General features: G+C 72.3%; 20 protein-coding genes and 3 tRNA genes. 10 read left to right on the plus strand and 13 right to left on the minus strand.

The features are described 5' to 3' along the window. Positions 1-213 precede the first annotated feature (213 nt). Entirely contained in the window at positions 214-1,422 is a 1,209-nt protein-coding gene (gene pcaF / locus AB0K21_RS42880) for a 3-oxoadipyl-CoA thiolase (protein WP_364158643.1), read from the plus strand. 119 nt (positions 1,423-1,541) lie between these two features. On the opposite strand, the gene AB0K21_RS42885 is transcribed toward pcaF, so the two are convergent. Next, a complete protein-coding gene (locus AB0K21_RS42885; protein WP_364158646.1) occupies positions 1,542-1,754 on the minus strand; it encodes a hypothetical protein in 213 nt (70 codons plus the stop codon). A gap of 293 nt (positions 1,755-2,047) precedes the next feature. Between AB0K21_RS42885 and AB0K21_RS42890 the strand changes: the two genes are divergently transcribed. The 3 genes from AB0K21_RS42890 to AB0K21_RS42900 are packed head-to-tail and all read left to right on the plus strand — an operon-like array spanning position 2,048 to position 3,916. Further along, positions 2,048-2,623, plus strand: coding sequence for a biotin transporter BioY (locus AB0K21_RS42890; protein WP_364158649.1), 576 nt, complete (start codon positions 2,048-2,050; stop codon positions 2,621-2,623). A gap of 16 nt (positions 2,624-2,639) precedes the next feature. Continuing rightward, positions 2,640-3,314: an ABC transporter ATP-binding protein gene (locus tag AB0K21_RS42895; protein WP_364158652.1), complete on the plus strand. Its 675-nt coding sequence runs from the start codon at positions 2,640-2,642 to the stop codon at positions 3,312-3,314. Then, positions 3,314-3,916, plus strand: a complete 603-nt coding sequence (locus AB0K21_RS42900) for an energy-coupling factor transporter transmembrane component T (RefSeq protein WP_364158655.1) — start codon at positions 3,314-3,316, stop codon at positions 3,914-3,916. The genes AB0K21_RS42895 and AB0K21_RS42900 overlap by 1 nt, the downstream gene beginning before the upstream one ends. A 7-nt stretch (positions 3,917-3,923) precedes the next feature. Here AB0K21_RS42900 and AB0K21_RS42905 read toward each other — a convergent pair whose 3' ends face one another. From AB0K21_RS42905 to AB0K21_RS42930, 6 genes are all read right to left on the minus strand, one after another. Then, complete coding sequence (locus tag AB0K21_RS42905; protein WP_343982694.1) at positions 3,924-4,184, minus strand: helix-turn-helix domain-containing protein; 261 nt, start codon at positions 4,182-4,184, stop codon at positions 3,924-3,926. Positions 4,185-4,507: 323 nt separating this feature from the next. Continuing rightward, positions 4,508-5,461 carry an LLM class flavin-dependent oxidoreductase gene (locus tag AB0K21_RS42910; protein ID WP_364158658.1) on the minus strand — a complete coding sequence of 318 codons (954 nt, stop codon included), beginning with the start codon at positions 5,459-5,461 and terminating at the stop codon, positions 4,508-4,510. Further along, on the minus strand, positions 5,458-6,756 hold the full coding sequence (locus AB0K21_RS42915) for a pyridoxal-phosphate dependent enzyme (RefSeq protein WP_364158661.1): 1,299 nt from the start codon (positions 6,754-6,756) through the stop codon (positions 5,458-5,460). The genes AB0K21_RS42910 and AB0K21_RS42915 overlap by 4 nt, the downstream gene beginning before the upstream one ends. Further along, positions 6,753-7,952, minus strand: a complete 1,200-nt coding sequence (locus AB0K21_RS42920; RefSeq protein ID WP_364158664.1) for a Xaa-Pro peptidase family protein — start codon at positions 7,950-7,952, stop codon at positions 6,753-6,755. Before AB0K21_RS42920 ends, AB0K21_RS42915 begins: the two co-directional genes overlap by 4 nt. Next, positions 7,949-8,968, minus strand: coding sequence for an LLM class flavin-dependent oxidoreductase (locus AB0K21_RS42925; RefSeq protein WP_364158667.1), 1,020 nt, complete (start codon positions 8,966-8,968; stop codon positions 7,949-7,951). The genes AB0K21_RS42920 and AB0K21_RS42925 overlap by 4 nt, the downstream gene beginning before the upstream one ends. Then, the gene (locus tag AB0K21_RS42930; RefSeq protein WP_343965192.1) at positions 8,965-10,296 is read right to left on the minus strand and encodes a cytosine permease; all 1,332 of its coding nucleotides are present in this window, start codon (positions 10,294-10,296) and stop codon (positions 8,965-8,967) included. Before AB0K21_RS42930 ends, AB0K21_RS42925 begins: the two co-directional genes overlap by 4 nt. Before the next feature lie 109 nt (positions 10,297-10,405). On the opposite strand from AB0K21_RS42930, the gene AB0K21_RS42935 reads away from it, so the two are divergent. Further along, positions 10,406-11,620, plus strand: coding sequence for a helix-turn-helix domain-containing protein (locus AB0K21_RS42935; RefSeq protein ID WP_364158688.1), 1,215 nt, complete (start codon positions 10,406-10,408; stop codon positions 11,618-11,620). A 167-nt stretch (positions 11,621-11,787) separates the two neighbouring features. Here the strand turns inward: AB0K21_RS42935 and manA are convergent, their stop codons facing one another. Together manA and AB0K21_RS42945 are read right to left on the minus strand one after the other, a co-directional pair. Continuing rightward, positions 11,788-12,888, minus strand: coding sequence for a mannose-6-phosphate isomerase, class I (gene manA, locus AB0K21_RS42940; RefSeq protein ID WP_343965190.1), 1,101 nt, complete (start codon positions 12,886-12,888; stop codon positions 11,788-11,790). A 286-nt stretch (positions 12,889-13,174) separates the two neighbouring features. Further along, complete coding sequence (locus AB0K21_RS42945) at positions 13,175-13,882, minus strand: TetR/AcrR family transcriptional regulator (RefSeq protein ID WP_364158671.1); 708 nt, start codon at positions 13,880-13,882, stop codon at positions 13,175-13,177. A 475-nt stretch (positions 13,883-14,357) separates the two neighbouring features. Here AB0K21_RS42945 and AB0K21_RS42950 point away from each other — a divergent pair, with 475 nt between their 5' ends. Next, a complete protein-coding gene (locus tag AB0K21_RS42950; RefSeq protein ID WP_364158674.1) occupies positions 14,358-15,896 on the plus strand; it encodes an MFS transporter in 1,539 nt (512 codons plus the stop codon). A gap of 312 nt (positions 15,897-16,208) precedes the next feature. Further along, positions 16,209-16,421 carry a hypothetical protein gene (locus AB0K21_RS42955; RefSeq protein ID WP_364158677.1) on the plus strand — a complete coding sequence of 71 codons (213 nt, stop codon included), beginning with the start codon at positions 16,209-16,211 and terminating at the stop codon, positions 16,419-16,421. Between the two features lie 316 nt (positions 16,422-16,737). Here AB0K21_RS42955 and AB0K21_RS42960 read toward each other — a convergent pair. The 3 genes from AB0K21_RS42960 to AB0K21_RS42970 form a co-directional block, all read right to left on the minus strand. Further along, a tRNA-Val gene (locus tag AB0K21_RS42960) sits at positions 16,738-16,812 on the minus strand. 14 nt (positions 16,813-16,826) lie between these two features. Further along, positions 16,827-16,897 (minus strand) — tRNA-Cys (locus AB0K21_RS42965). Positions 16,898-16,922: 25 nt separating this feature from the next. Next, positions 16,923-16,994: transfer RNA gene (locus AB0K21_RS42970), tRNA-Gly, on the minus strand. Between the two features lie 150 nt (positions 16,995-17,144). Here AB0K21_RS42970 and hutH point away from each other — a divergent pair. Next, positions 17,145-18,692 (plus strand): histidine ammonia-lyase, encoded by a 1,548-nt coding sequence (gene hutH / locus AB0K21_RS42975; RefSeq protein WP_364158680.1) that lies wholly within the window; start codon positions 17,145-17,147, stop codon positions 18,690-18,692. On the opposite strand, the gene AB0K21_RS42980 is transcribed toward hutH, so the two are convergent. Continuing rightward, positions 18,689-19,945, minus strand: coding sequence for an NAD(P)-binding domain-containing protein (locus AB0K21_RS42980; protein ID WP_364158683.1), 1,257 nt, complete (start codon positions 19,943-19,945; stop codon positions 18,689-18,691). The two genes, hutH and AB0K21_RS42980, sit on opposite strands and share 4 nt — an antisense overlap. A 59-nt stretch (positions 19,946-20,004) precedes the next feature. Between AB0K21_RS42980 and AB0K21_RS42985 the strand changes: the two genes are divergently transcribed. Both AB0K21_RS42985 and AB0K21_RS42990 read left to right on the plus strand, forming a co-directional pair. Further along, positions 20,005-20,907, plus strand: a complete 903-nt coding sequence (locus AB0K21_RS42985) for a LysR family transcriptional regulator (protein ID WP_343965178.1) — start codon at positions 20,005-20,007, stop codon at positions 20,905-20,907. A gap of 4 nt (positions 20,908-20,911) precedes the next feature. Beyond that, on the plus strand, positions 20,912-21,946 hold the full coding sequence (locus tag AB0K21_RS42990; RefSeq protein WP_343965175.1) for a chorismate-binding protein: 1,035 nt from the start codon (positions 20,912-20,914) through the stop codon (positions 21,944-21,946). The last annotated feature ends 197 nt before the right edge of the window (positions 21,947-22,143 follow it).

Consider the following 22,143-nt stretch of genomic DNA (forward strand, 5'->3'; position numbering starts at 1 on the left):
TGCGGTCCCGTGCCAGGAGCGCCGTGCGGCTAGGTACAGGCCGGGTGAATCGATCACGGAGTGCCTGAGTATCTTGGCAAGGCCAGGCGCTACCGGCACGGGTCGCGCGGAATCGATCCGGAAGGAACAGCCGATGGCCGATCTTCACGGGACCGGCGTACCGCCGCTCGTCACCAAGGGGGAGGACCGGGCGCGGTCTTTCGGAGGTCGCGGATGAGCGCCACCCGCGCCGCCTACCTCGTCTCCGGGGTCCGCACCCCTGTCGGCAGGTACGCCGGCGCCCTCGCCGAGGTACGCCCCGACGACCTCGCGGCCCATGTCGTCCGCGAGCTGACCACCCGGTACGGCGGTGTCGACTGGGAGACGACCGACGAGGTCGTCTTCGGCTGCGCCAACCAGGCGGGGGAGGACAACCGCAACGTCGCCCGGATGGCCGCCCTGCTGGCCGGCCTGCCGGTGGCCGTGCCGGGGGTGACGGTGAACCGGCTCTGCGGGTCCGGCCTAGACGCCGTGGCATATGGAGCCCGCGCCATCGTCGCGGGCGACGCCGACCTCGTCATCGCGGGCGGCACGGAGAGCATGAGCCGGGCGCCGTTCGTGCAGCCGAAGGCGGCCACCGCCTTCGGCCGTACCGCGGAGATCCACGACACGACGATCGGCTGGCGCTTCGTCAACCCCGAGATGCAGCGGACGTACGGCACGGACGCCATGCCGCGCACCGCGCAGAACGTCGCCGACGACCACGGCATCAGCCGCGAGGACCAGGACGCCTTCGCGCTGCGCTCCCAGGAACGGGCGGCGAAGGCACAGGCGAGCGGACGTCTGGGGCGCGAGATCGTCCCCGTGCCGGTGCCCCGGCGCAAGGGCGACCCCGTGATCGTCGCCGACGACGAGCATCCCCGCGAGACCTCGCTGGAGCGGCTCGCCGCGCTGCGGCCCCTCTTCGAGGGGGGCTCCGTCACCGCGGGCAACTCCTCAGGGGTCAACGACGGCGCCGCCGCCCTGCTCCTGGCCTCGGAGCGGGCGGTGTCCCGCCACGGGCTGGAACCTCTGGCGCGGATCGTCGCGACGACGAGCGTCGGCGTGGAGCCGCGGGTCATGGGCATCGGCCCGGTACCCGCGGTGCGGCGGCTCACCGAGCGGACCGGTGTCGGCCTGGACCGGGTCGGGACCATCGAGCTCAACGAGGCCTTCGCCGCCCAGTCCCTGGCGGTGCTGCGCGGGCTCGGGCTGCCCGACGACGCCGAACACGTCAACCCGCACGGCGGCGCGATCGCGCTCGGCCACCCGCTCGGCATGAGCGGCGCCCGCCTGGCGCTGAGCGCCGCGATGACCATGGCCGACGAGGGACACGAGCACGCCATCGCCACGATGTGCGTCGGCGTGGGGCAGGGGATCGCGACCCTTCTCGCACGCCCGTGACGCGCGGTGGCCGCCGGATCGGACGTCGCGTCCTGGTCCGGCGGCCACCGGAGCGACCGCCGGGTCCGGGGTCCTCCGCTCCCGGCAGCCGGCCGGCGGGCGGGCGTGCCGGGGAGGCGTCACGCGTAGAGGAACCAGAGGCCGTTCTGAGGGGTGCAGGTGTAGGAGGTCCACCAGCCCTCCTGGATGCCGAGGTTCCCGACCCGGTGGCAGTCCCAGTCGTAGTAGTAGACGTTCCTGAGTGTGGCGGCCTGCGCGGGCAGCACACCAACCGACAATGCCAGGCCGGCGGCCAGGAAGACCGAAACGAGTAAAGCTCGCACTCTGCGCATCAATTCTCCTGAGGCATCAACGAAGTGTGTTTCCCGGCACCGGAAGTATCACATCGGCGGCCGCCCGAAAGTAGGCGGCCACCAGCGCCGACTTCCAGTAAGGGGATGACCTGCCAAAGCTTCGAAAAGGCGTGCGGCGAGCATGAAACATTCATTTGGCAGGCGTTTCACAGCGGACCTCCCGTCACGGCGAACGGCCGAAGGGACGCGCCCTCCCGCTGGGAGGAGGCGCCGCGACCGGCCGGGGAAGGACCGCTGTATCTGTTGGATGACCAGCGGATATCGTGTCCTCTGTGTCAGAGTCCCGCTCCCCCCTGCCCGCCGTCGATCTTGCCCGTACGGTCGTCTTCGCCGCCTTCATCGCGGTGCTCGGGATCTTTCCCGGAATCTACGTCGGCGGTTCGAGCGTCCCCATCGTGATCCAGAACGCCGGCCCGTTGCTGGCCGGCAGCATCCTGGGCGCACGCCGTGGCGCCGCATCCGTCGTGCTGTTCCTCGGGCTGGTCGCGATCGGCCTGCCGCTGCTCTCCGGCGGGCGGGGTGGTATCGCCTCGTTCTCCGTGCCGAGCAGTGGATTCCTGATCGGCTGGGTCCTGTCGGCGCTGGTCGCAGGTCTGATCGTGTCGCGCGCCCGGCGCGTCGGGCTGCCGGTGCTGCTGCTGGCCAACGCGGCAGGGCTGGCCGCCGACTACCTGATCGGCATCCCCTTCCTCGGCGTGTACATCGGGGACCTGCCGGCGGCCGCGCTGCAGTCGCTGATCTTCGTGCCGGGTGATCTGGTCAAGGTGGTGGCCGCCGCGCTGATCGCCGGCGTGGTGCATCGCGCCCTGCCAGGCCTGTCGGCGAGACCGGCGACGCGGACCGGATGAGGTGGAAGACGGCTCCGTGATCGAGTTCGAGAATGTCGGGCACGGCTACGGCGAGCGGGTCGTGCTGTCCGAGGTGAACCTCCGCCTGTCCGAGCGGCGGGTGGCCTTCGTCGGCGCGAACGGTTCCGGCAAGTCCACCCTGGCCCGCATGATCAACGGCCTGGTGCTGCCGAGCGCGGGCCGGGTGCTGGTCGACGGGCTCGACCCGAGCCGCAAGGGCCGTGAGGTACGGCGGCGCGTCGGGTTCGTCTTCACCAATCCGGACAGCCAGATCGTGATGCCGACCGCGGGGGAGGACGTCGCCTTCTCCCTGCGGCGCAGCGGGCTCTCCGCCGGGGAGCGGGCCGCGCGGGCGGCCGAGATCCTGGCCGAACACGGGCTCGGCGGCTACGCGGACCACCCCGCGCACCAGCTCTCCGGCGGGCAGAAGCAGTTGCTCGCGCTGTGCGGGATGCTCGTGCTCGACCCCGACGTGCTCGTCTGTGACGAGCCGACGACGCTGCTCGACCTGCGGAACAAGAGGCAGTTCTGCGCCCTGCTCGCGGGGCTGAGGCAGCGGGTGGTGCTGGTTACCCATGATCTTGACCTGCTCGGTGACTTCGACCGGGTGATCGTGCTCGACGGGGGCCGCGTGGTGGCCGACGACGAGCCGGAACCCGCGCTGCGCCACTACCGGAAGCTCGTCGGCTGATGGTGGGCGGATGGTACGAGCCGGGATCGAGTCCGCTGCACCGGACACCGGCAGGCTGGAAGCTCCTCGCCCTGCTCGGGCTCGCGGCGGTGGTGTTCGTCCTGCGCTCTCCCGCCTGGCTCGGCGGGATCTGCGCCGCCGTGGTCCTGGGATACGCGCTGGCACGGGTCTCGCCCGGGCGCTGCCTGCGTCTCGCCCGCACACTCGGGATGCTGGTGGCGTTCATGTTCGCGCTGCAGTGGTGGCTGCTCGGCCCAGGCGCGGCCGTGCTGGTATGCCTGCGGATCGTGGCCGCGCTGACCGCGGCGAACCTGTTCACGATCACCACCAGGGTCGACGACGTGGTGTCCGCCGTCGAGCGCGGGCTGCGGCCGCTGCGGCGGTTCGGGGTGCGTCCGGACCGGGTCGGCCTGCTCGTCGGGCTCACCCTGCAGTCGGTGGCCGTGCTGTCCAAGATCGCCGCTGAGGTGGGCGAGGCGGCGAGGGCCCGCGGGGCGCAGCGCTCGGTCATCGCGTTCGCGGTGCCGTTCCTGATCCGTACCCTGCGGCACGCCGACGAACTGGGCGAGGCCCTCGCCGCACGCGGCGAGGGCGACCGCTGAGCCGGCGTCATCCGCCCACCGGGTCGTACGTCCGGTACGCCAGGTCGCGGATCAGCAGGGTGCCAAGGTGCTCCAGGTCGGCTTGGAGCAGCTTGCCGATCTGGGCGAGCCGGTATCGCAGGCTGTCGCGGTGCGCGTGCAGAACCCGGGCCGTCATGTGCTGTCCGGCGTCCAGACGCAGGCAGATCCGCAGGGGGTGGAGCAGCTCGCCGCCGGCCTCGGCGTCGTGATCGATCGGCGGCCGCGGGAACTCCCGCGCGGCGTGCAGCCCATACCCGGTGTGTCCCGGCGTGGAACGCCCTGATCGTCCGTCCGGACGACCCCGGTCCGGGCTCCCCCCGTTGGAGCCGGGACCGGGGCGCTCAGCCGGTAACCAGGTGCTCGGCCTCGTGGTGCAGTACCTCGACCAGGATCAGCTCCAGACGGAGGTCCTGGTCCGCGACCATCTCGGATGATGCCATCGAATAACCTCCAGCCTCGCTGGTGGGGACGCTTCGCGCGCCGTGCGGGTTATCCGTCATAGCGGGCCGGTATGGACGGTGAGCGCCCGCCGGGAGCGGTAGGTCCCGGCGAGCCGGCCGAGAAGGCGGGTCAGCGGCCGGTGGCGAGGACGGCCGCGTGCATGAGCCGTCCCGGATCGGTGTCGGGGTCGTCGCGGACGACCGCCACGTCCAGGCCGGCGGCGGCCAGGCGGCCGAGTGACGCGGCGGCGTCGGCGGCCGTCCCGGCGGCGGCGAACAGGTCGAGCAGCGCGTCGTCGACGAGGTCGGTGCGCGGAGCGTCGGAAAGCCACCCCTCGCGGAACGCGGCGCACAACCCCGCGTCGAGCCCCGCGGTTCTGGTGATCTCGTGGTCGCCGTGCACGCCGAGGTAGGTCGCCACCATGGGGCGCAGCCGGTCGCGGGCCGCGCGCGCGTCCTCGCCCACCGACAGTCCGACGTAGGCGGCCAGTTCCACCCCGGCTCCGACGCGCTCGCGGACCGAGGAGACGTAGGGCGCGGAGGAGAGGATGGACAGCAGCAGGCCGTCCGCCCGCTCGGCGGCCAGGGCCAGCGCCCGCGGACCCTTGACCCCCAGCACGATCGGCGGGGTGCGGCGTGGCGGGGTGAAGGACAGCCCGGCCGACACGCGGAAGTGCTCGCCCCGGTGGTCGACGCGCTCGCCGGTCATCATCGCCCTGACGACGTCGACCGCCTCGGCCAGGCGGCCGATCGGCCGGTCGAAGGGGATGCCGAGCTGGTCGGTCATCCAGCGGGAGTTGCTCGCGCCGAGGCCGAGGATCGCGCGCCCGCCGCTGATCTCCTCCAGGGCGGCGAGCTCCATGGCGATCAGCGCCGGGTGGCGGGTCCAGGGATTGACCACCCCGATGCCCACCCGGATCCGCCCGGTGACCGCGGCGATCGCGCCGGCCAGCGCGAAGGCGCCGCGCTCGCAGTAGTCCTCGGTGATCCACACGGTGTCGAACCCGGCATCCTCGGCGAGCCTGGCGACCGCGACGGCGGAGGCGGCGTCGCGGTGCCCGGAGATGGAGAACGCGAGTCTCATCGGTCGCCCTCCGCGCCGAGGCCGCCGCCCCGCCGGTCGAGTGCGGCGAGCCCCCGGTCGAGCGCGGCGGGCGTGGGTTCCACGACGGGCACCGGCGGCAGGGCGGCGGCGGTGGCCCCGACGTCCTTCAGGCCGGTGGAGGTGCCGACCACGACCACCGTGGCGTCGGCGGGCAGCGCGCCGGAACCGGCCAGGTCCTCCACCGCGACCAGCGCGGTGACGGACGATGCCTCCAGGTACAGGCCGGCCTCCCGGCCGAGCCTGCCCTGCGCGCCGAGGATGCGCGCGTCGTCAGGGACGGACACCGCCCGGCCGCCGGTCGCCCGCAGCGCGGCCAGGCCCTGGAAGGTCCCGTACGGCGAGGCGATGGAGAACGCGACCGACGGGGTGATCGGCACCGGTCCCGCGGTGTCCGTGCCGGCGGCCAGAGCGGTGCCGTGCGGGCCGAACGGCTCGGCCGCGACGAGGACCGGCATCCGGTCGGCCAGCCCGGCCTCCACGAGGTCGGCGAAGCCGCGCCGGATCCCGGCCAGCCCGTCGGCGTAGGCGACGGGCACGACCACGTGGTCGGGAGTCCGGCCGAGGTCGGCGACGATCTCGTAGGCGATCGTCTTGTAGCCGTCGATGCCGTAGGGGATGGACCCCACCGGTGGGTCGGCGTGCCCGGACATCGCCAGCCAGCCCCGCTCCTCGACGAGCCGCCGCATCAGGCGCCACCGATCCGGGGGGTTCTCCAGGGCGACGACGCGAGCACCGTACACCTGCATGAGGGTCTTCATCGTGGCCGGTACCGCCGCCACGGTCAGCACCACGCAGGGCAGCCCCGCGCGCGCCGCGTAGGCGGCGACCGCCGCCCCGTGGTTGCCGGTGCTCGCCACGACCACCGCGGGGGCGCCCAGTTCCACGGCCTTGGTGACCGCCACGGCGGCCAGCCGGTCCTTGTAGGACCAGGTCGGGTTGCGGGTCTCGTCCTTGACGAGGACCGCGCCGAGCCCGAGGCGTTCGGCGGTGCGGGGGAGCGGCACCAGCGGCGTGCCGCCCTCGCCCAGGCTCACCGCGGGTGTGGCACCGTCCAGCGGCAGCAGCGCGCGGTGGCGGAACAGCCCCGGCTGGGCGGGGTCACAGGGCAGGCCACGCAGGCCGCCGAGGTCGTAGACCGGGAGCACGTTGGCGGGCGCCCCTTCCTTCTCACAGGCCGGGCAGCCGCGCCCGACGAGCTCCAGTGAGGGGTCGGGGTAGGTCGCCGAGCACCGCTGGCAGGCAAGCCGACCGAGGTAACGGGAGGCCGGGGTCATGCCGGCACCACCGTCAGCTCCCTCGGCGAGCGGGTGAACAGCTCCGCTCCGTCGCCGGTCACCACCAGGGTGTCCTCCACCATCATCCCGCCCCATCCGAGGTTGTAGTACGGCGTCTCGAAGCAGAATGTCATGCCCGGTTCCAGTGCCGTCTCCACGCCGGGGGAGACGATGGGCGGTTCGTAGACGGCGAGGCCGATGCCGTGCCCGCAGTGCTGGCGGCGGTAGGGCGTGACCCCCTCCCGCCGCACCGTCCGCATCGCGACGTCGAAGACCTCCGAGGCGGTCACGCCGGGGCGGGTCAGGGCGACCTGCTCGTCCAGGCCGGCGAGGATCGCCGCGTAGTGACCGGCCTGGCGCGCGTCGGGCGCGCCGAGCACCGCGGTGCGCCCGATGTCGGACCAGTAGCCGGCGTACAGGCAGCCGATGTCGAAGCGGGCCAGCTCGCCGGGGCGCCAGCGCCGGTCGGTCGGGTGGGCGTCGGCCAGGGCGGAGCGCGGGCCGGTGGTCGCCACCACGAAGCGGGGCTCGGCGCCCCCGGCGACCATCGTGGCGGCCACCGCCCGGGCGAGCTCGTGCTCGGTCACTCCCGCCACGGCGATCTCCAGAGCGGCGTGGACTCCGGCCTCGGCGAGCCGGGCGGCGTGGCGCAGCAGCGCCACCTCGCCGGGGAGCTTCACTCCGCGGACCAGGCTCGCCCAGCCGGTGGCGTCGGCGGCGGCGGGATCGCCCGCGGCCTCGCGCAGGGCCGGGTCGCCGTCGAGCCCCTCGACGCCGTAACGGAGCCCCGCCCCGGCGGCGCGGGTCGCGGTGGCGAGCGCCGCGTACAGGTCGGGGTGCCGGTCGGCGGCACCGGTGAGGGGCGTGGGACCGGACGACTCGAAGTAGAACCGGCCGAACGGCACCACCCGGTCCTCCGGCACGCCGCCGTCCACCGCGGGGGCGGTGTCGGCGGCCGGGCATACCAGCCAGCAGTCGTCGCCGGTCACCACGGCCGCCATCCGGTGGGCGCGGAACAGCGCCCCGGCCACGCTGCGGTAGCCGGTGGCGTACAGGACGCTCTCCGGAGTGGTGAGGACGACGGCGTCGAACGGAGCCTCGGCCAGGGCACCACGCAGCCGGGCGACCCGCTCCGACGCCAGCCGGCGCAGGTCGACGTCCGGGGCGGGGGGAACGGCGCTCATGACGGTGCTCATGGCTGCCCTCCCGCCTGCTTGGCGATGACGGTCTCGCTGAACTCGTGCATGGCGTCGAGCGTCTCCGGTACGGTGTCGGCCGCGAACAGCAGCCCGGCGAGGGTGTCGACGCCGGCCTGCCGGTAGGCGGCGATCTGCTCGGCCACGCTGTCCGGAGTGCCGATGAGGTTGCGGCTCGCCAGGTCGGAGACGCCCTGGTCCTTCAGCGTCGTGCCGGACAGCGAGACCATGTGGTTGTGGAGCTGGGAGGCGCGGAATCTGCGCCAGGCCTCCTCATGGGTGGGCGCCACGCAGACCGCCACCTGCAGCGCGACCTCGAACCCGCCGGGCAGCTCGCGGCCCGCGGCCGCCGCCTGCGCCCTGATGTCGGCGATGCCCGCGGCCACCTCGCCGGGGGTGAGGCAGGCGGGCAGCCATCCGCCGGCGTGCAGCGCCGCGCGGGTGCGGGAGCCCGGCGCGTTGCCGCCGGACAGGATCGGCAGCGCGGGCTGTGCCGGCTTGGGGTAGGACTCCACGTCCTCGAACTCGACCCAGCGTCCCTTGAAGGAGGCCCGCCGCTCGGTGAACAGCGCGTTGAGCGCCTGGATGGCCTCGGCCGCGTGCTCACCCCTGTTGATGCGCCGCCCGGGGTTCATCGCCTCGAACTCCTCGCGGTAGGCGCCGATGCCCACGCCCAGCACGGCCCTGCCTCCGGACAGCCGGTCGAGGGTGGCGACCTGCTTGGCGGCCACCACCGGGTTGCGGAACGGCAGCACCATGATCGCCGTGGCCAGCCGGATCCGGCTGGTGAGCGCCGCGACGTAGCTCAGATAGGCGAACGGGTCGTAGTAGCGGGGCGGGGTGTCGAACTCCTCGCGCACGTAGCCCTGCGTGGTCACGTGGTCGTTGCCCCAGACCGAGTCGAATCCCAGCCGCTCGGCCTGGACGGCCAGCTCGACCGCCTCGGCGGCGTCGGCGTAGGGGACGGGATACATCAGTCCCTCCGTGCCCGTGGGCACCCCCAGACCGAATCTCATCGAACATCTCCTTCCCGTGCGTCGGCCGTGACCGGGACCGGGGCGTTCCGCCTGAGAGCGGTCACCGCCCAGCCCAGTACGGCATAGCAGACGAACCCGTAGACCAACCCCTCGATCGCGTCGGTCAGCAGGACGTCGGTGTACTTCGCCAGCAGCGCCGCCACGACCCAGGCCACCAGGGCCTCGGCCCGCACGGCCGGTGCCGACTCCAGCAGCTGGTCGCCCGTGCGGTGGCGGGCCAGGATCCAGAAGTGCGCGATGAGCACGCCGGCGAACGGCGGTGCGATGATCGCGATGACGTTCAGGAAGACGAGGAACTGGGCGGCCAGGCCGGCGAAGGCGACCAGGACCGCGATGACGATCGAGATGATCGTCCAGGCGGGTTTGCCGACCCGCAGCCCCAGGGTGTTGGAGGCGTTGGTGAAGGCGAGCGAGGCCGAGTAGAGGTTGTTGTCGGCGGTGTTCCACAGGGCCAGCACCAGCATCACCGCGGCCGGGGCCAGCAGGCCCAGTCCCTGCATGACCAGCACGAAGTTGCTGTTGCCCACGGACATGGCCGAGACGGTGGCGATGATCTCGAAGACGCCCGCGCCCACGACGAACCCGGCGAAGCAGGAGATGATCACGTCGCGGCCGCGGGAGGCGAAACGCGTCACGTCCCCGACGAGCGCGGCGCCGGTGATCCAGGTCGAGATGACGGCGCCGACCGCGACGGCGAAACCGATGGGCACCGCGGGCTGCTGGGCGGCCACCTCGGCGAACCCGCCGTCCCCACCGCCGATCTTGAAGAGCGCCAGCAGCGCGATCGCGACCTCGATGGGCACCGCGATCGCGGAGAACTTCGCCAGCCCCTTGAACCCGAAGATCGCCGTCGTGGTGATGGCGGCGCCGAACGCCAGAATGAAGGCCCATGGCGGGATCGCCGGGATCAGCTTGTGCACCGCCCCGCTCCAGGTGTCCATCAGCACCCCGATGAACCCCATGGCGATCACACCGAGCAGCAGCGAGACCACGACGGCGCCCTGGCGGCCGAAGACGACCCTGGCGGCGAGGTAGCTGGACAGACCGGTCCGGTAGCCGACCAGTCCGATCAGCGCGGACACGGCCACCAGGACCAGGTTGCCGACGAGGATCGCGGCCATTCCCTCGCCGAAGGTGGTCCCGCCTCCCACGACACCACCGACGAGGAAGCTGCTGACGCTGATGTTCCAGCCGATCTGGACGATGATCATCTGGATCAGGGACTTGCGCCGGTGTGCGGGCACAGGTTCCAGCGCGTGGTCGTCGAGGTCGGTGGCGATCGACTCCGACTCCACTTTTGTACTCATAGCGCCCTCCTTGACTGGGACTGTGCCCTGGGATAGTCCATAGTCCATTAAGGGGCGTATGCCCAACTACGTGGCTCTGCCGGAAGATGGAGAGATCGCTTTTGTGGACATGACACAAAAGGCCCGCGGCCTCCTCGCACAGGTCGAGGAGATCGCGGCCACCCTGGTCGGTACCGTCTGGGAGCGCCTGCCCGGATATGACCAGGCGCGGATGGAGGTCGAGGACCTCACCGGGGTGGTCGCGCCCAACCTCACCGCCGTGCTCTCGGCGGTGGCCGAGCGGCGGGCCCTCACCGAGGCCGAACTGCTGTCCGCGGCGGCGCTCGGCCAGCGGCGGGCCATCCAGGGCGTGCCGATCGAGAGCCTGGTGGCCTCCTGGCACACCGCCGAGCGGGCGTTGCTGGAGCGGCTTGCCGCCGCGGCCGGGCCGTCGGCCCAGGGCCACGACCTCGCCGGACTCGTGCAGCGGCTGGCCGCGCTGACCGATTCCATGATCGACGCCTCGACCGACGCCTACCGTCAGACCCGCAGCGAGGCCGCCGCCCATCTCGACCAGATCGCCACCGACCTGGTGTCCCGGCTCGCCGGCGGGGAGCCGCTGGATCCCGCCGACGTCGAGGAACGCGCCCGGCTCGTCGGAGTGCCCGCCCAGGTGCCGCACCGCGCGGCCGCGATCGGCATGGCCGAGGTGACCAGCCCGCTCGCGCTCGCCAGGGCGCAGAAGGCGGTGCTCGACTCGCTGCGCCCCCGGCTGCGCAGCCGGATCCTCGCCGGGAGCAAGGGAGCCACCACGCTGCTGCTGCTCGCCGACGCGCCCGGCCTCGACGAGGCGCTGACCCGCGCCGCCCGCCGGCCGGGCATCCCGCCGGGCCTCGTCCTGGGCCTCGGCGAGCCGCGGCCCAGGCTCGGGGAGGCGGGCGGGTCGTGCCGGGAGGCGCTGGCCGCCCTGGAGGCCGGGCTGCGAATGGGGGCCGATCGCGTGGTCGTCCACTTCGAGCGCGTCATTCCCGAGGTGCTTCTCATCGGCAACCCCCTCGACGCCGGCCGCCTGGTGGACACGGTGCTGACCCCGCTGAGACCCAGCCCGGTGCTCATCGAGACCCTGCGGACCTACCTCGCCTGCGGCCTGTCGGTACGGCTGACCGCGCAGCACCTGTCGATCCATGAGAACACCGTCAGCTACCGGCTGCGCCGCATCCTCCGGCTACTGGACCTGGACGCCCCCTCCCGGCTGCTGCGCCCCGACGTCCTCCTCGCGCTGCGGGCCGACGAACTCGGCCAGGGCAGGCAGGACGCGCACCTCGACGACCGCGGTCCGGAGTGACCGGCCCCGGCCTGCCAGGAGCGCCGGGCAAGGAGACGACGGCGTGCGCCGTGCTTCCCCCGCCCCGGCCTACGGCGGCCGAGGCCGGCGGATCCCGTTGAGGACACCGCGGCCGGTCGGACGATGAGCCGGACCTCACCGGGAGGCGTTCACCTGCGTCCGCACCGTCAGTCGAGGCCCGGTTCGGCCCAGAAGACCGTCCCGGAGCCGCGCAGGCGGACCGGTCCGGCGGCGCGGACGAAGACGGACTCGCCCGGCCGCAGCATCTGCCCGCCGACCTCGACCTCGCCCTCGGTGCACACCAGGATGCGCGGCACTCCGCCCTCCAGGGGGAGCCCGGAGCCCGGAACGGCCGTGCCGAGGCGGAACTCCGGGGCGGGAGTGCGGTAGAGGTTGCCGACCGGCTCGACCGGCAGGGGCGAGATCGAGGGGTCGGTGACGCGCAGCAGCTCGTCGATGTCCATCGGCTTGCTCGTCAGCCCCGCGCGGAGCACGTTGTCGGAGCTGCCCATGATCTCCACACCGAAACCGCCCAGGTAGCAGTGCAGGACTCCCGCGCCCAGGAACAGCGCCTCGCCGGGCCGCAGCTCGTGGCGGCGCAGGAAGAGCGGGGCGAGACAGGCCGGGTCTTCCGGATGGATACCGGTCAGGCGTACCACAAGTTCGCGGTCGGGGCCGCCCGCGGCCGACGCGGCCCGCGCGATCGCGGCCACCAGGTCCGCCCTGCCCTCCTTCGGCCACTCCACCAGCGCGCGGAGCGCGGCGGAGGCGTCCCCGGCGGCCAGCGGCGCCACGACGGGCTCCAGTTCCGGGACGCCAAGCCCGCCGATGAGCGCCGCGGCCTCCGCGGGCGGACGGAACCCGGCCAGCGCGGTGAACGGGGTCAGCGCGCAGATCAGCTCGGGCTTGGGGAACGGGTCGACGTAGACGCCCCTGGCGTAGCCCTCCGCCGCCTGCTGCCGCGACGGATGAACCTGCAGCGACAGCGGCAGGTCCACGGCGATCAGCTTCAGCAGGTACGGCAACCGCGAGCCGAACCGCTCAACGGTCCTCTCTCCGAGCTCGGCCATCGGATCGGCGGCCACCGTCTCGGCGAGGGAGTGCCACGTCCCCCGCCGCAGCACCGACGAGGAGCCGGACGGGTGGGTGCCGAACCACATCTCCGCCTCGGGCCGCTCCGCGGGGGAGGGGCGCCCGGCCAGCGTGGCGATGGCCGTGCGCGAGCCCCAGTCGTAGTTCTTCACGGGATTGCGCAGCAGGCTCGTCACGACGTCTCCACCGTCTCCGCCGTCTTCGGCAGGGGAGAGCGCCGCGACGCGGGGATCTCGCCCGGCCCGGCCTGGTCGGCCGCCGCGCGGGCGGCGGGGATGAGGGGGCCGTTCATGATCCTCCGTGTCCGTGAGTCCGAGCAGGAAACGAATGAATGCCACAGAACGCCGATGCTACGCGTCTTCGGTGTCTCCCGGCCGCCAATGCGTGGCCAAGACCGGGTGAACAAGTCCGTCGACCGCGGGATCTCACCGCCCGGGGCGCCGCACCGCCACGCGACGGTCCTTACCGTGCCGGACCGCGGGCCGGATCCGGCTCCGCGTCGTACGCCGCCCCTTTCTCCCGGCCTTCCACCAGGACGGCGAGACCGTCGAGGAGGCGCCGCAGGCCGAACTCGAACCACTCGTCGATGTCGATCACGTCCCCCCGCTCCGTGTGGAGTCTGGACAGTATCGGGAACCGCCCGGACTCCAGGATCTCCAGGAGCGCCGGCGCCCTCGACACGCGCCACTGCCCGGCCGTGACCCCGGTGCGACGCTCGGCCTCCACTTCGTTCACCAGCAACAGGGCCGCGCCCTGCACCTGGGCGCTCACCGTCATGGCCACCCAGTGCGTTGTCGTCGGGTCGAGACCGAGGCCGTCCATGGCGCGCATCGCCCACTCGACGTCGGCCAGCACGTTCGGCCCGATCGGCGGCCGGGGGGTGGCGATGACCCGCAGCACCCAGGGGTGCCTGGAGTACATGCGCCACTCCCGCCTCGCCGCGGCCTCCAGCCCTGTGCGCCAGCCACCGGGAACGGAGTCCGGATGCGGGTCCTCGCCGAAGACGGCCTCGACCATCAACTCGACGAGTGCGTCCTTGCCCGGCACGTAGCGATACAGCGACATCGCGCCGGTGCCCAACTCGGTCGCGACGCGGCGCATCGACAGCGCGTCCAGCCCCTCGGCGTCGGTGATCCGGACCGCGGTGCGCACGATCCGCTCGGTGCTCAAGCCGGCTGGGGGCTCGTGCCGTCCCGCCGGATCGCCGGTGCTCGGCGGGGGCGTGGGGAGAACGGTCCGCGGCGCGGGCTCGGCGCGGCGCGCGGCTCGTCCGGCGGTGCGGATCCGGTAGGCCCGTGCCTGACAGGCACGGGAGCAGTACCGCGGGCGTCGCCCCCGAGGCGCGGCGTCCAACGGCTTTCCACATTGCGCACACGTCAACATGCGTCCTCGTCCAATTCCGGCACACCCACTGGTGTGACGAAATTCTAACACGTGTTTTTTGTGACGTAATGAAAGGCGGCGGCGTGACGTTATGGCGAGTGAGATACGCCGTCACCTGGCTGGACTGCCTTGTTTTGAGGATATTTCTGCACGTTAGTGCGTGCCATCTTGGTCTGGATGACAGCTCTTGCGTGCGTCCAAAAATTTTGCGTACGATGTATATGCATATTTGGCGTACAGGGTATCCGAGGAGGTTTCGGCAATGGTGCGAACGGTGGCCACGGCAGGGCGGAGGGAATGGCTCGGACTCGCGGTGCTCGTCCTGCCCGTCCTGCTCGTCTCGGTGACCGTGACGGTGCTCTACTTCGCGCTGCCCTTCCTGAGCGCGGACCTCATGCCGACCGGCTCCCAGCTGCTGTGGATCGTCGACGTCTACGCCTTCCTGCTGGCCGGTCTGCTGATCACGATGGGTGCCCTGGGGGACAGGATCGGCCGCCGGAAGCTGCTGCTGATCGGAGCCGCCGCGTTCGGCGTCACGTCGGTCATCGCCGCGTACGCCCCCAACGCCGAGTCGCTCATCGCGGCCCGTGCCCTGCAGGGTGCCGCGGCGGCGAGCCTGATGCCGCCCACCCTCGCGCTGATCCGGGACATGTTCCGCGATCCGCGGCAGCGCCGGATGGCCGTCGCGGTATGGGCCGCCGGCTTCGCCGGGGGCAGCGTGCTGGGGCCGATCGTGGGCGGCCGGCTGCTGGAGCACCTCTGGTGGGGGTCGGTGTTCCTGATCAACGTGCCGGTCATGGTCCTGCTGCTGGTGCTGGGGCCGATCGTGCTCCCCGAGTACCGTGATCCGCGCCCCTGGAGGTTCGACCTGCCCAGTGCCGTGCTCTCACTGGCGGCCGTGCTGCCGACGGTCTACGGGATCAAGCAGTTCGCCGTCGACGGTTTCGGCCTCCAGGCGCTGCTCGGCGTCGTCGCCGGGTCGGTGTTCTGCGTCGCCTTTCTGTACAGGCAGCGGACGCTGCCCACCCCGATGCTCGACCTGAGGCTGTTCGCCGACCGGGGCTTCACCGTGTCCCTGATCACGAGCACGCTCGCGGTCTTCGCCCTGGTGGGGCTGTTCTACTTCGTCGCGCAGTACCTGCAGATGGTGCTCGGGTTACGGCCGTTCGTCGCGGGGCTGCTGACCCTGCCCGCGGCCGGAACCGCCCTCGCCGGCTCGATGCTGGCCGCCGTGATCGCGCAGCGGGTACGCCCGGGACACATCATGGGCGGCGGCATGACGCTCGTCGCCGGAGGCTTCCTGGTGATGAGCGGGATCGAGGTGGACTCCGGGCGGTGGCCCCTCATCGGCGGCCTGCTCCTGCTGGGGACGGGGATCGGAGCGGTGCAGGCGACGGCCTCCGACATGATCGTCGCTGTCGCCCCGCCGGAGCGCGCGGGCTCGGCGTCCGCGATCATGGAGGCCGCCACAGAGCTGGGCGGCGCGCTCGGCGTCGCGATCCTGGGCAGCATCGGGCTGGCCGTCTACGGCGAGAGACTCACCGCGGCGGATCCCGTACTGCCCCCCGAGTACGCCGAGGTGGCGCGCGAGACCCTGGGCGGCGCCGTCGAGGTGGCCTCGCGGACACCGGGAGCGGCGGGAGCGGCCCTGCTCGACGTCGCCCGCTCGGCCTTCACCGACGGCATGCACCTGGCCGCCCTCCTCGGGGCAGCCTGCATGGCACTGACGGCGTTGCTGACCGTGCTCCTGCTCCGGCCGGTGCGGGTGGACACCTCGACGGCGGACGGCGGCGCCGAGTGACCCCTCTCGCACGTGCGAGACAGCATCGTGAATCTTGGGCTGTCCGGCCGGTTCTGCGGGCGGTCATGGGCTGGGCTCCTTGCGGGCGGCGTCGGCCTGACGTCCGCGATCGGCCGCGGAGTGGCGCGTCAGCCGTTCGGCGGTGCGTTCGTCTTGCTGCCGTCTGGCTCCGGGGCGGACTCATCACGCAGGCCCGGCTGATGGTCAATCCGGACAGGCTGATCGCGTGGCGCTGACACTCTTGCCAGACCTGCGAACATCGGCTTATCTCTTAGGAAACTTTACTTTTCATTCGCAGGTGGAAGGAGCCTCGTGAAAAGACGTGCTCTTCGGATGGGGATCATCGCTCTCGGCCTGACCGCGGTCACCCTCACTGCCTCCCCCGCCCACGCCGGCGTCGTCGGCGTCTATCCCAGCAGTGCCGCCTGCGAGGCCGCAGGGCAACGCGGCCTTGGTGCCGTCTGGCCCTGGTACAGCTGCTACCAGTCGGGCACGGTCTGGGCCCTCTGGGCACCCGGCTTCTAGGCCGCAGGACCGAGGGCCGTCTCGCCGGTGGGGGGGCGGCCCTCAGGTCGTGAAGGCACCCGCTCCGTGCCCTCCGGCGGCCGGCGCGAACGCCCCGCCCCCGGCTTCGCGCCGTCCCTCGCGGGCTTGGCCTGTTCGGTGGTCGCCGCCGGCCGGCGATCGCCCGGGAGCGCACATCCACCACGAACGCGACATAGACCACGCCGGCCCGGCTCGTCACATGGGTGAAGTCCGCCTGAGGCGGCTCCCGGTGACCCTCTGAGATCGAAAAAGGGCTTCGGAGAAGCTCCGAAACCCTTCATGACCTGTATAGATCTGGTGGACGATACAGGGATTGAACCTGTGACCTCTTCCGTGTCAGGGAAGCGCTCTCCCGCTGAGCTAATCGTCCTCGCTGTGAACCAGAGGTGGAGACGGGATTTGAACCCGTGTACACGGCTTTGCAGGCCGTTGCCTCGCCTCTCGGCCACTCCACCGAGTGGGGGACCGAAGTCCCTTCCGAGCGGAAGACGGGATTCGAACCCGCGACCCTCACCTTGGCAAGGTGATGCTCTACCACTGAGCCACTTCCGCGTGCCTCCGGGGCCTGCCCGGACTCACTGCGAGAACTCTAGCGAATACCCGGCCACTCCCCAAACCGAGCGCTACCGGTATCGTGAGATGTAAGGAGCCAGTAAGAGGTTCACCAGTTACCAAGTTCAACCTACGCGAGAGAGTGACAGCATGCGCGACAACGAGGTCGTGAACGTCGGGCCGGAGCCGCTGAGCTTCGAGCAGGTCGTCGAGGTCGCCAGGTACGGTGCCCCCGTGCGCCTCACCGACGACGCCGTGGCCGCCATGGCCGCGGCCCGCACGCGCGTGGACGAACTGGCCGAGAGCCCCACCCCCGCCTACGGCGTCTCGACCGGGTTCGGCGCCCTGGCCACCCGGCACATCGACCCGGCGCTCCGCGCGCAGCTGCAGCGATCCCTGATCCGCTCGCACGCCGCCGGGTCCGGCCCCGAGGTCGAGGTCGAGGTGACCCGCGCGATGATGCTGCTGCGCCTGCACACACTGGCCACCGGCCACACCGGCGTCCGCCCGAAGACGGCCAAGGTGCTGGAGAGCCTGCTCAACGCGCGGATCACCCCCGTCGTGCACGAGTACGGCAGCCTCGGCTGCTCGGGCGACCTCGCGCCGCTCTCCCACGTGGCCCTCACGATCATGGGTGAGGGTGTCGTCCGGGACGCCGCCGGAGAGCGGGCCGACGCCGCGGAGGCGCTCAAGCAGGCGGGCATCGAGCCCGTCGAACTGGTGGCCAAGGAGGGGCTCGCGCTCGTCAACGGCACCGACGGCATGCTCGGCATGCTCATCCTGGCCATGGACGACCTCGCCCGCCTGTTCAGGACCGCCGACATCGGCGCGGCCATGAGCGTGGAGGCGCTGCTGGGCACCGACCGGGTCTTCGCCGCCGACCTGCAGGCCCTGCGCCCGCACCCCGGGCAGGCGGCCAGCGCCGCCAACCTCAGGGCGCTGCTCGCGGGCTCGCAGATCATGGACTCCCACCGGGACGGCACCTGCACCCGGGTCCAGGACGCCTACTCCCTGCGGTGCGCCCCGCAGGTCGCCGGCGCCGCCCGGGACACCCTGGCGCACGCCGCCTCGGTCGCCGGACGGGAGCTCGCCTCGGCGATCGACAACCCGGTGGTTCTGGCCGACGGCCGGGTGGAGTCCAACGGCAACTTCCACGGCGCCCCCGTCGGCTACGTGCTCGACTTCCTGGCCATCGCGGTCGCGGACATGGCGAGCATCTCCGAACGCCGCACCGACCGCATGCTGGACGTGGCACGCAGCCACGGCCTACCGGCCTTCCTCGCCGACGATCCCGGCGTCGACTCCGGTCACATGATCGCCCAGTACACCCAGGCGGCGGTGGTCTCCGAGCTCAAGCGCCTGGCCGTGCCCGCGAGCGTCGACTCGATCCCGAGCTCCGCCATGCAGGAGGACCACGTCTCCATGGGCTGGTCGGCCGCGCGCAAGCTGCGCCGCTCGGTGGACGGCCTCACCCGGGTGCTCGCGGTGGAGATCCTCACCGCCGCGCGGGCCCTGGACCTGCGCGCCCCGCTGCGGCCCGCCCCGGCGACCGGAGCCGTGGTGGCCGCCCTGCGCCAGGCCGTCCCCGGCCCGGGACCCGACCGCTTCCTCGCACCGGAGATCGAGGCGGTGGTCGGGCTCGTCGCGGGCGACACGGTCGTCGCCGCCGCCGAGACGGTCACCGGCCCCCTGGCCTAGTACCGTCCCGCCGGGATGGCGGCGATCACGTCCACCTCGATGAGCAGCCCCGGCGAGAACAGCCGTGACACCTCCACCGTCGTGCTGGCCGGGGGCTCGCCGGTGATGAGGCGCCCGCGCACGGCCGCGTACTCCGGCAGCAGTGACATGTCTGTCAGGTAGGTCCGGATGTGGGTCACGTCGTCGAACGTGCAGCCCTGGTCGGCGAGGACGCGGGACAGCTGGTCCATCACGTACTCGGACTGGCGGGTCATGTCCTCCTCGCCGACCACCTTCCCCTCCCCGTCCAGGGCCACCTGCCCGGAGACGAACAGCAGATCCCCCGCCCTGGTGGCGTGCGAGTAACGCCCGTTGGTGGCGGGGACCGTGGCCGGGTTTATCCTCTCCACGCCGGTACGGCCCCGCCGATCGCTCCGCTCCGTGTCCCGGGCCGCCCCCGCGGGACCGGTCGCGGTGAGGTACGCGAAGATCGCCGTCAGGTCCGCGTCGCCCAGCCCGGCCGCCGTCGCGCCGGCCAGCCGCCTCCCGGCCGCGGCGGCGAGGGTCCGGGGCCCGTGCGCGGCCAGCGCCATGTCCTTGGCGGCCAGGCCGAGGGCGTAGCGCGTCTCGTCCGGGCCGTTCTCGACGGCCGGGCGGACCCGTTCGACGAGCGCTCCCAGCGGTGTGCCGCCGAGCACGTCCAGCAGCGTCCCGGTGTCCACTCCGGTCGCCTCCGCGTGGGCGACGGTCTCGGCGAGCAGCACCTGGGCGGGCACCAGCGCGCTCATCACGGCCAGCTTCATCGCCGCGCCCGCGCCCGGGCCGCCCACCTTGCGCACCCGGCCGAACACCTCCAGCGCCTTCCGGCAGCGGGCCAGATCCTGGGCGAGCCCGCCGGCCAGCACCGTCAGCGTGCCGTCCCCGGCGGGCTCCACGCTGCCCAGGACCGGCGCGTCGACCAGTCCCACCCCGGGGGGAAGCAGGTCGCGGAGCCCGGCCACCGCCTCGGGGCCGATCGTGGACATCTCCACGACCACGGTCCCGGCCCGCAGCCCCGGCGCCGCGTCCGAGAGCACCCGCCGCACCACCGCCGGGTCGCTGAGCATCGTGATCACTAGTTCCGCGCCCGCCACCGCCGTCGCCGGTGAGGTCGCCGCGGCGGCCCCCTCGACCACGCGGGGGGTGCGGTTCCACACCGTCACCTCGTGCCCGGCCGCCACGAGCCGCCGGGCCATCAGGGCGCCCATACGCCCCAGACCAAGAAAAGAAATCACGCGCCTCACGCTAGGGGGCCGATAAGGCATTCCACCAGCGACTAGATTGCATGTAAGCCATGCGAAGGGGGAATGTGTTCGACATCGAAGGGCTCCGCCTGCTGGACACCGTGGCCCGCACCGGGTCTTTCACCGCGGCCGCCGCCAGGCTCAGCTACACCCAGTCCGCGGTCTCCCGGCGCATCGCCGCGCTCGAACACCGCGCGGGCGGACCGCTGTTCGAGCGGCTGCCGCGCGGGGTGCGGCTGACGCCCGCCGGCGAGGCGCTGCATCACCACGCCCAGGTGGTGCTGAACCAGCTGACCAGGGCGGAGGAGGAACTGGCCGGCATTCACGGCGGCTACCGGGGGCGGCTGCGGGTGGGCGCGTTCGCCACCGCCAACGTCGCGCTCGTGCCGGGTGCCCTGCGCGAGTTCCGCGAGGAGTTCCCCGAGGTCGAACTCGTCCCGATCGAGGGGCCCAGCCGCAGCCTGCTGCGCCGCATGCGAGAAGGCGGCCTGGATGTCGCGGTGGTCAGTGACCATCCCGCCGAACCGCCCCGCCAGGAGGAGGTGGAGATGGTCCAGCTGGCCGACGACGAGCTGTTCGTCGCGCTCCGTCGTGACCACCGGCTGGCCGGGGAGGAGGTCGTCGACCTGCGCGAGCTGCGGGAGGAGACCTGGATCGAGGCCTCTCCGCCGGGCCAGGCCACCGCTCTCGCCGCGGCCTGTGCCAGGGCCGGGTTCACTCCCCGCGCCTCGGTCAGGATCAGCGAGTGGACGGGTAAGTTCGGGTTCGTCGCGGCCGGGCTCGGCATCACGCTGGTGCCCGCCATCGCCGCGCACGCCGTACCACCCGATCTGGTGCTCCGCTCCCTCGGCGAGCTCGCCCCCCGCAGGGCCGTTTACGCGGCCCTGCCGCCCGTCCCGCTGCCCGCTGCCCGCACCCTGGTGCGTCTGTTGATCGGACAAGCGAGACAATAGGGAAGTGCATGACTCTTTTGCGCATGTCACTGGATATCTGGCCACGGGGCTCCGAGATGTCACCACCGACCTGACCGCTCTGGACGGCGAGGGGTGGTGGGCCGTCGTGGTCGACTACGAGGGCAAGGTGACGTGCGCCAGGTTCGACGACGTCCGTCAGGCCCCGCTGCCCGTGCCGCGCGGCCCCTGGCGCGGGCCGCACCCGTCGTCGTGGCGCAGCTCCCTGGACCGGGCCGGGTACGAGGACGGCGTGCGGCGCATCCGCTCGTACATCGAGCGTGGCGAGGTCTACCAGGCCAACCTGTGCCGGGTGCTGAACGCGCCGCTGCCCGCGGGAGGGGAGGCGGACCCGCTGGCCCTGGCCGTACGGCTGGCGGAGGGCAACCCCGCCCCCTACGCCGCGACGGTGAGCCTGCCGGGACTGAGCGTCGTGTCGGCCTCTCCCGAGCTCTACCTGTCCAGGGACGGCGACGTGGTCGAGTCCAGGCCGATCAAGGGGACCGGAGTCACCGAGGAGGACCTGCAGGAGAAGGACTACGCGGAGAACGTGATGATCGTCGATCTCGTCCGCAACGACCTGGGCAGGGTCGCCGAGGTCGGTTCGGTGAGCGTGCCCGCCCTGTGCGAGGTGGAGGAGCATCCCGGTCTCGTGCACCTGGTCTCCACGGTCAGGGCGCGGCTCGCGCCGGGATGCGGGTGGCCCGAGCTGTTCGGCGCGACCTTCCCGCCGGGGTCGGTGACCGGGGCCCCGAAATCCTCGGCCCTGCGTATCATCGATGAGCTCGAACCCGAGCCGCGCGGGCCGTACTGTGGGACCGTGGGCTGGGTCGACGCCGACCGGCGACGGGCGTCGCTGGCCGTGGGGATCCGCACGTTCTGGCTGTCGTCCGGTGAGATCCGTTTCGGCACGGGCGCGGGCATAACCTGGGGGAGCGACCCGCGCCGCGAATGGGACGAGACCGAGCTGAAGGCATCCCGGCTCGTCGCACTGGCATCGACATCAGGTTCAGAAGGAGTCGCGTCAACGACCCCCTCCTGAAGGAGGGGGCTTGAGGTGCAGCGATGCGCTTGACAAGCCCCGCGTTGACCAGCCCTGGCCGTCAGCTCAAGGAGGTGCGTTTTGATGGCCACGTTGAACACGAGATCGCAGACCGACCTTGGGGTGCTTCCTCAGCCCCAGGCTCTCGAATCCGTGGGAGCAGACACGCCCGAGGGTGGGCACGAAACGGCTCACGG

The sequence above is a fragment of the Streptosporangium sp. NPDC049248 genome, from assembly GCF_040678965.1.
GTDB lineage: Bacteria > Actinomycetota > Actinomycetes > Streptosporangiales > Streptosporangiaceae > Streptosporangium > Streptosporangium fukuiense.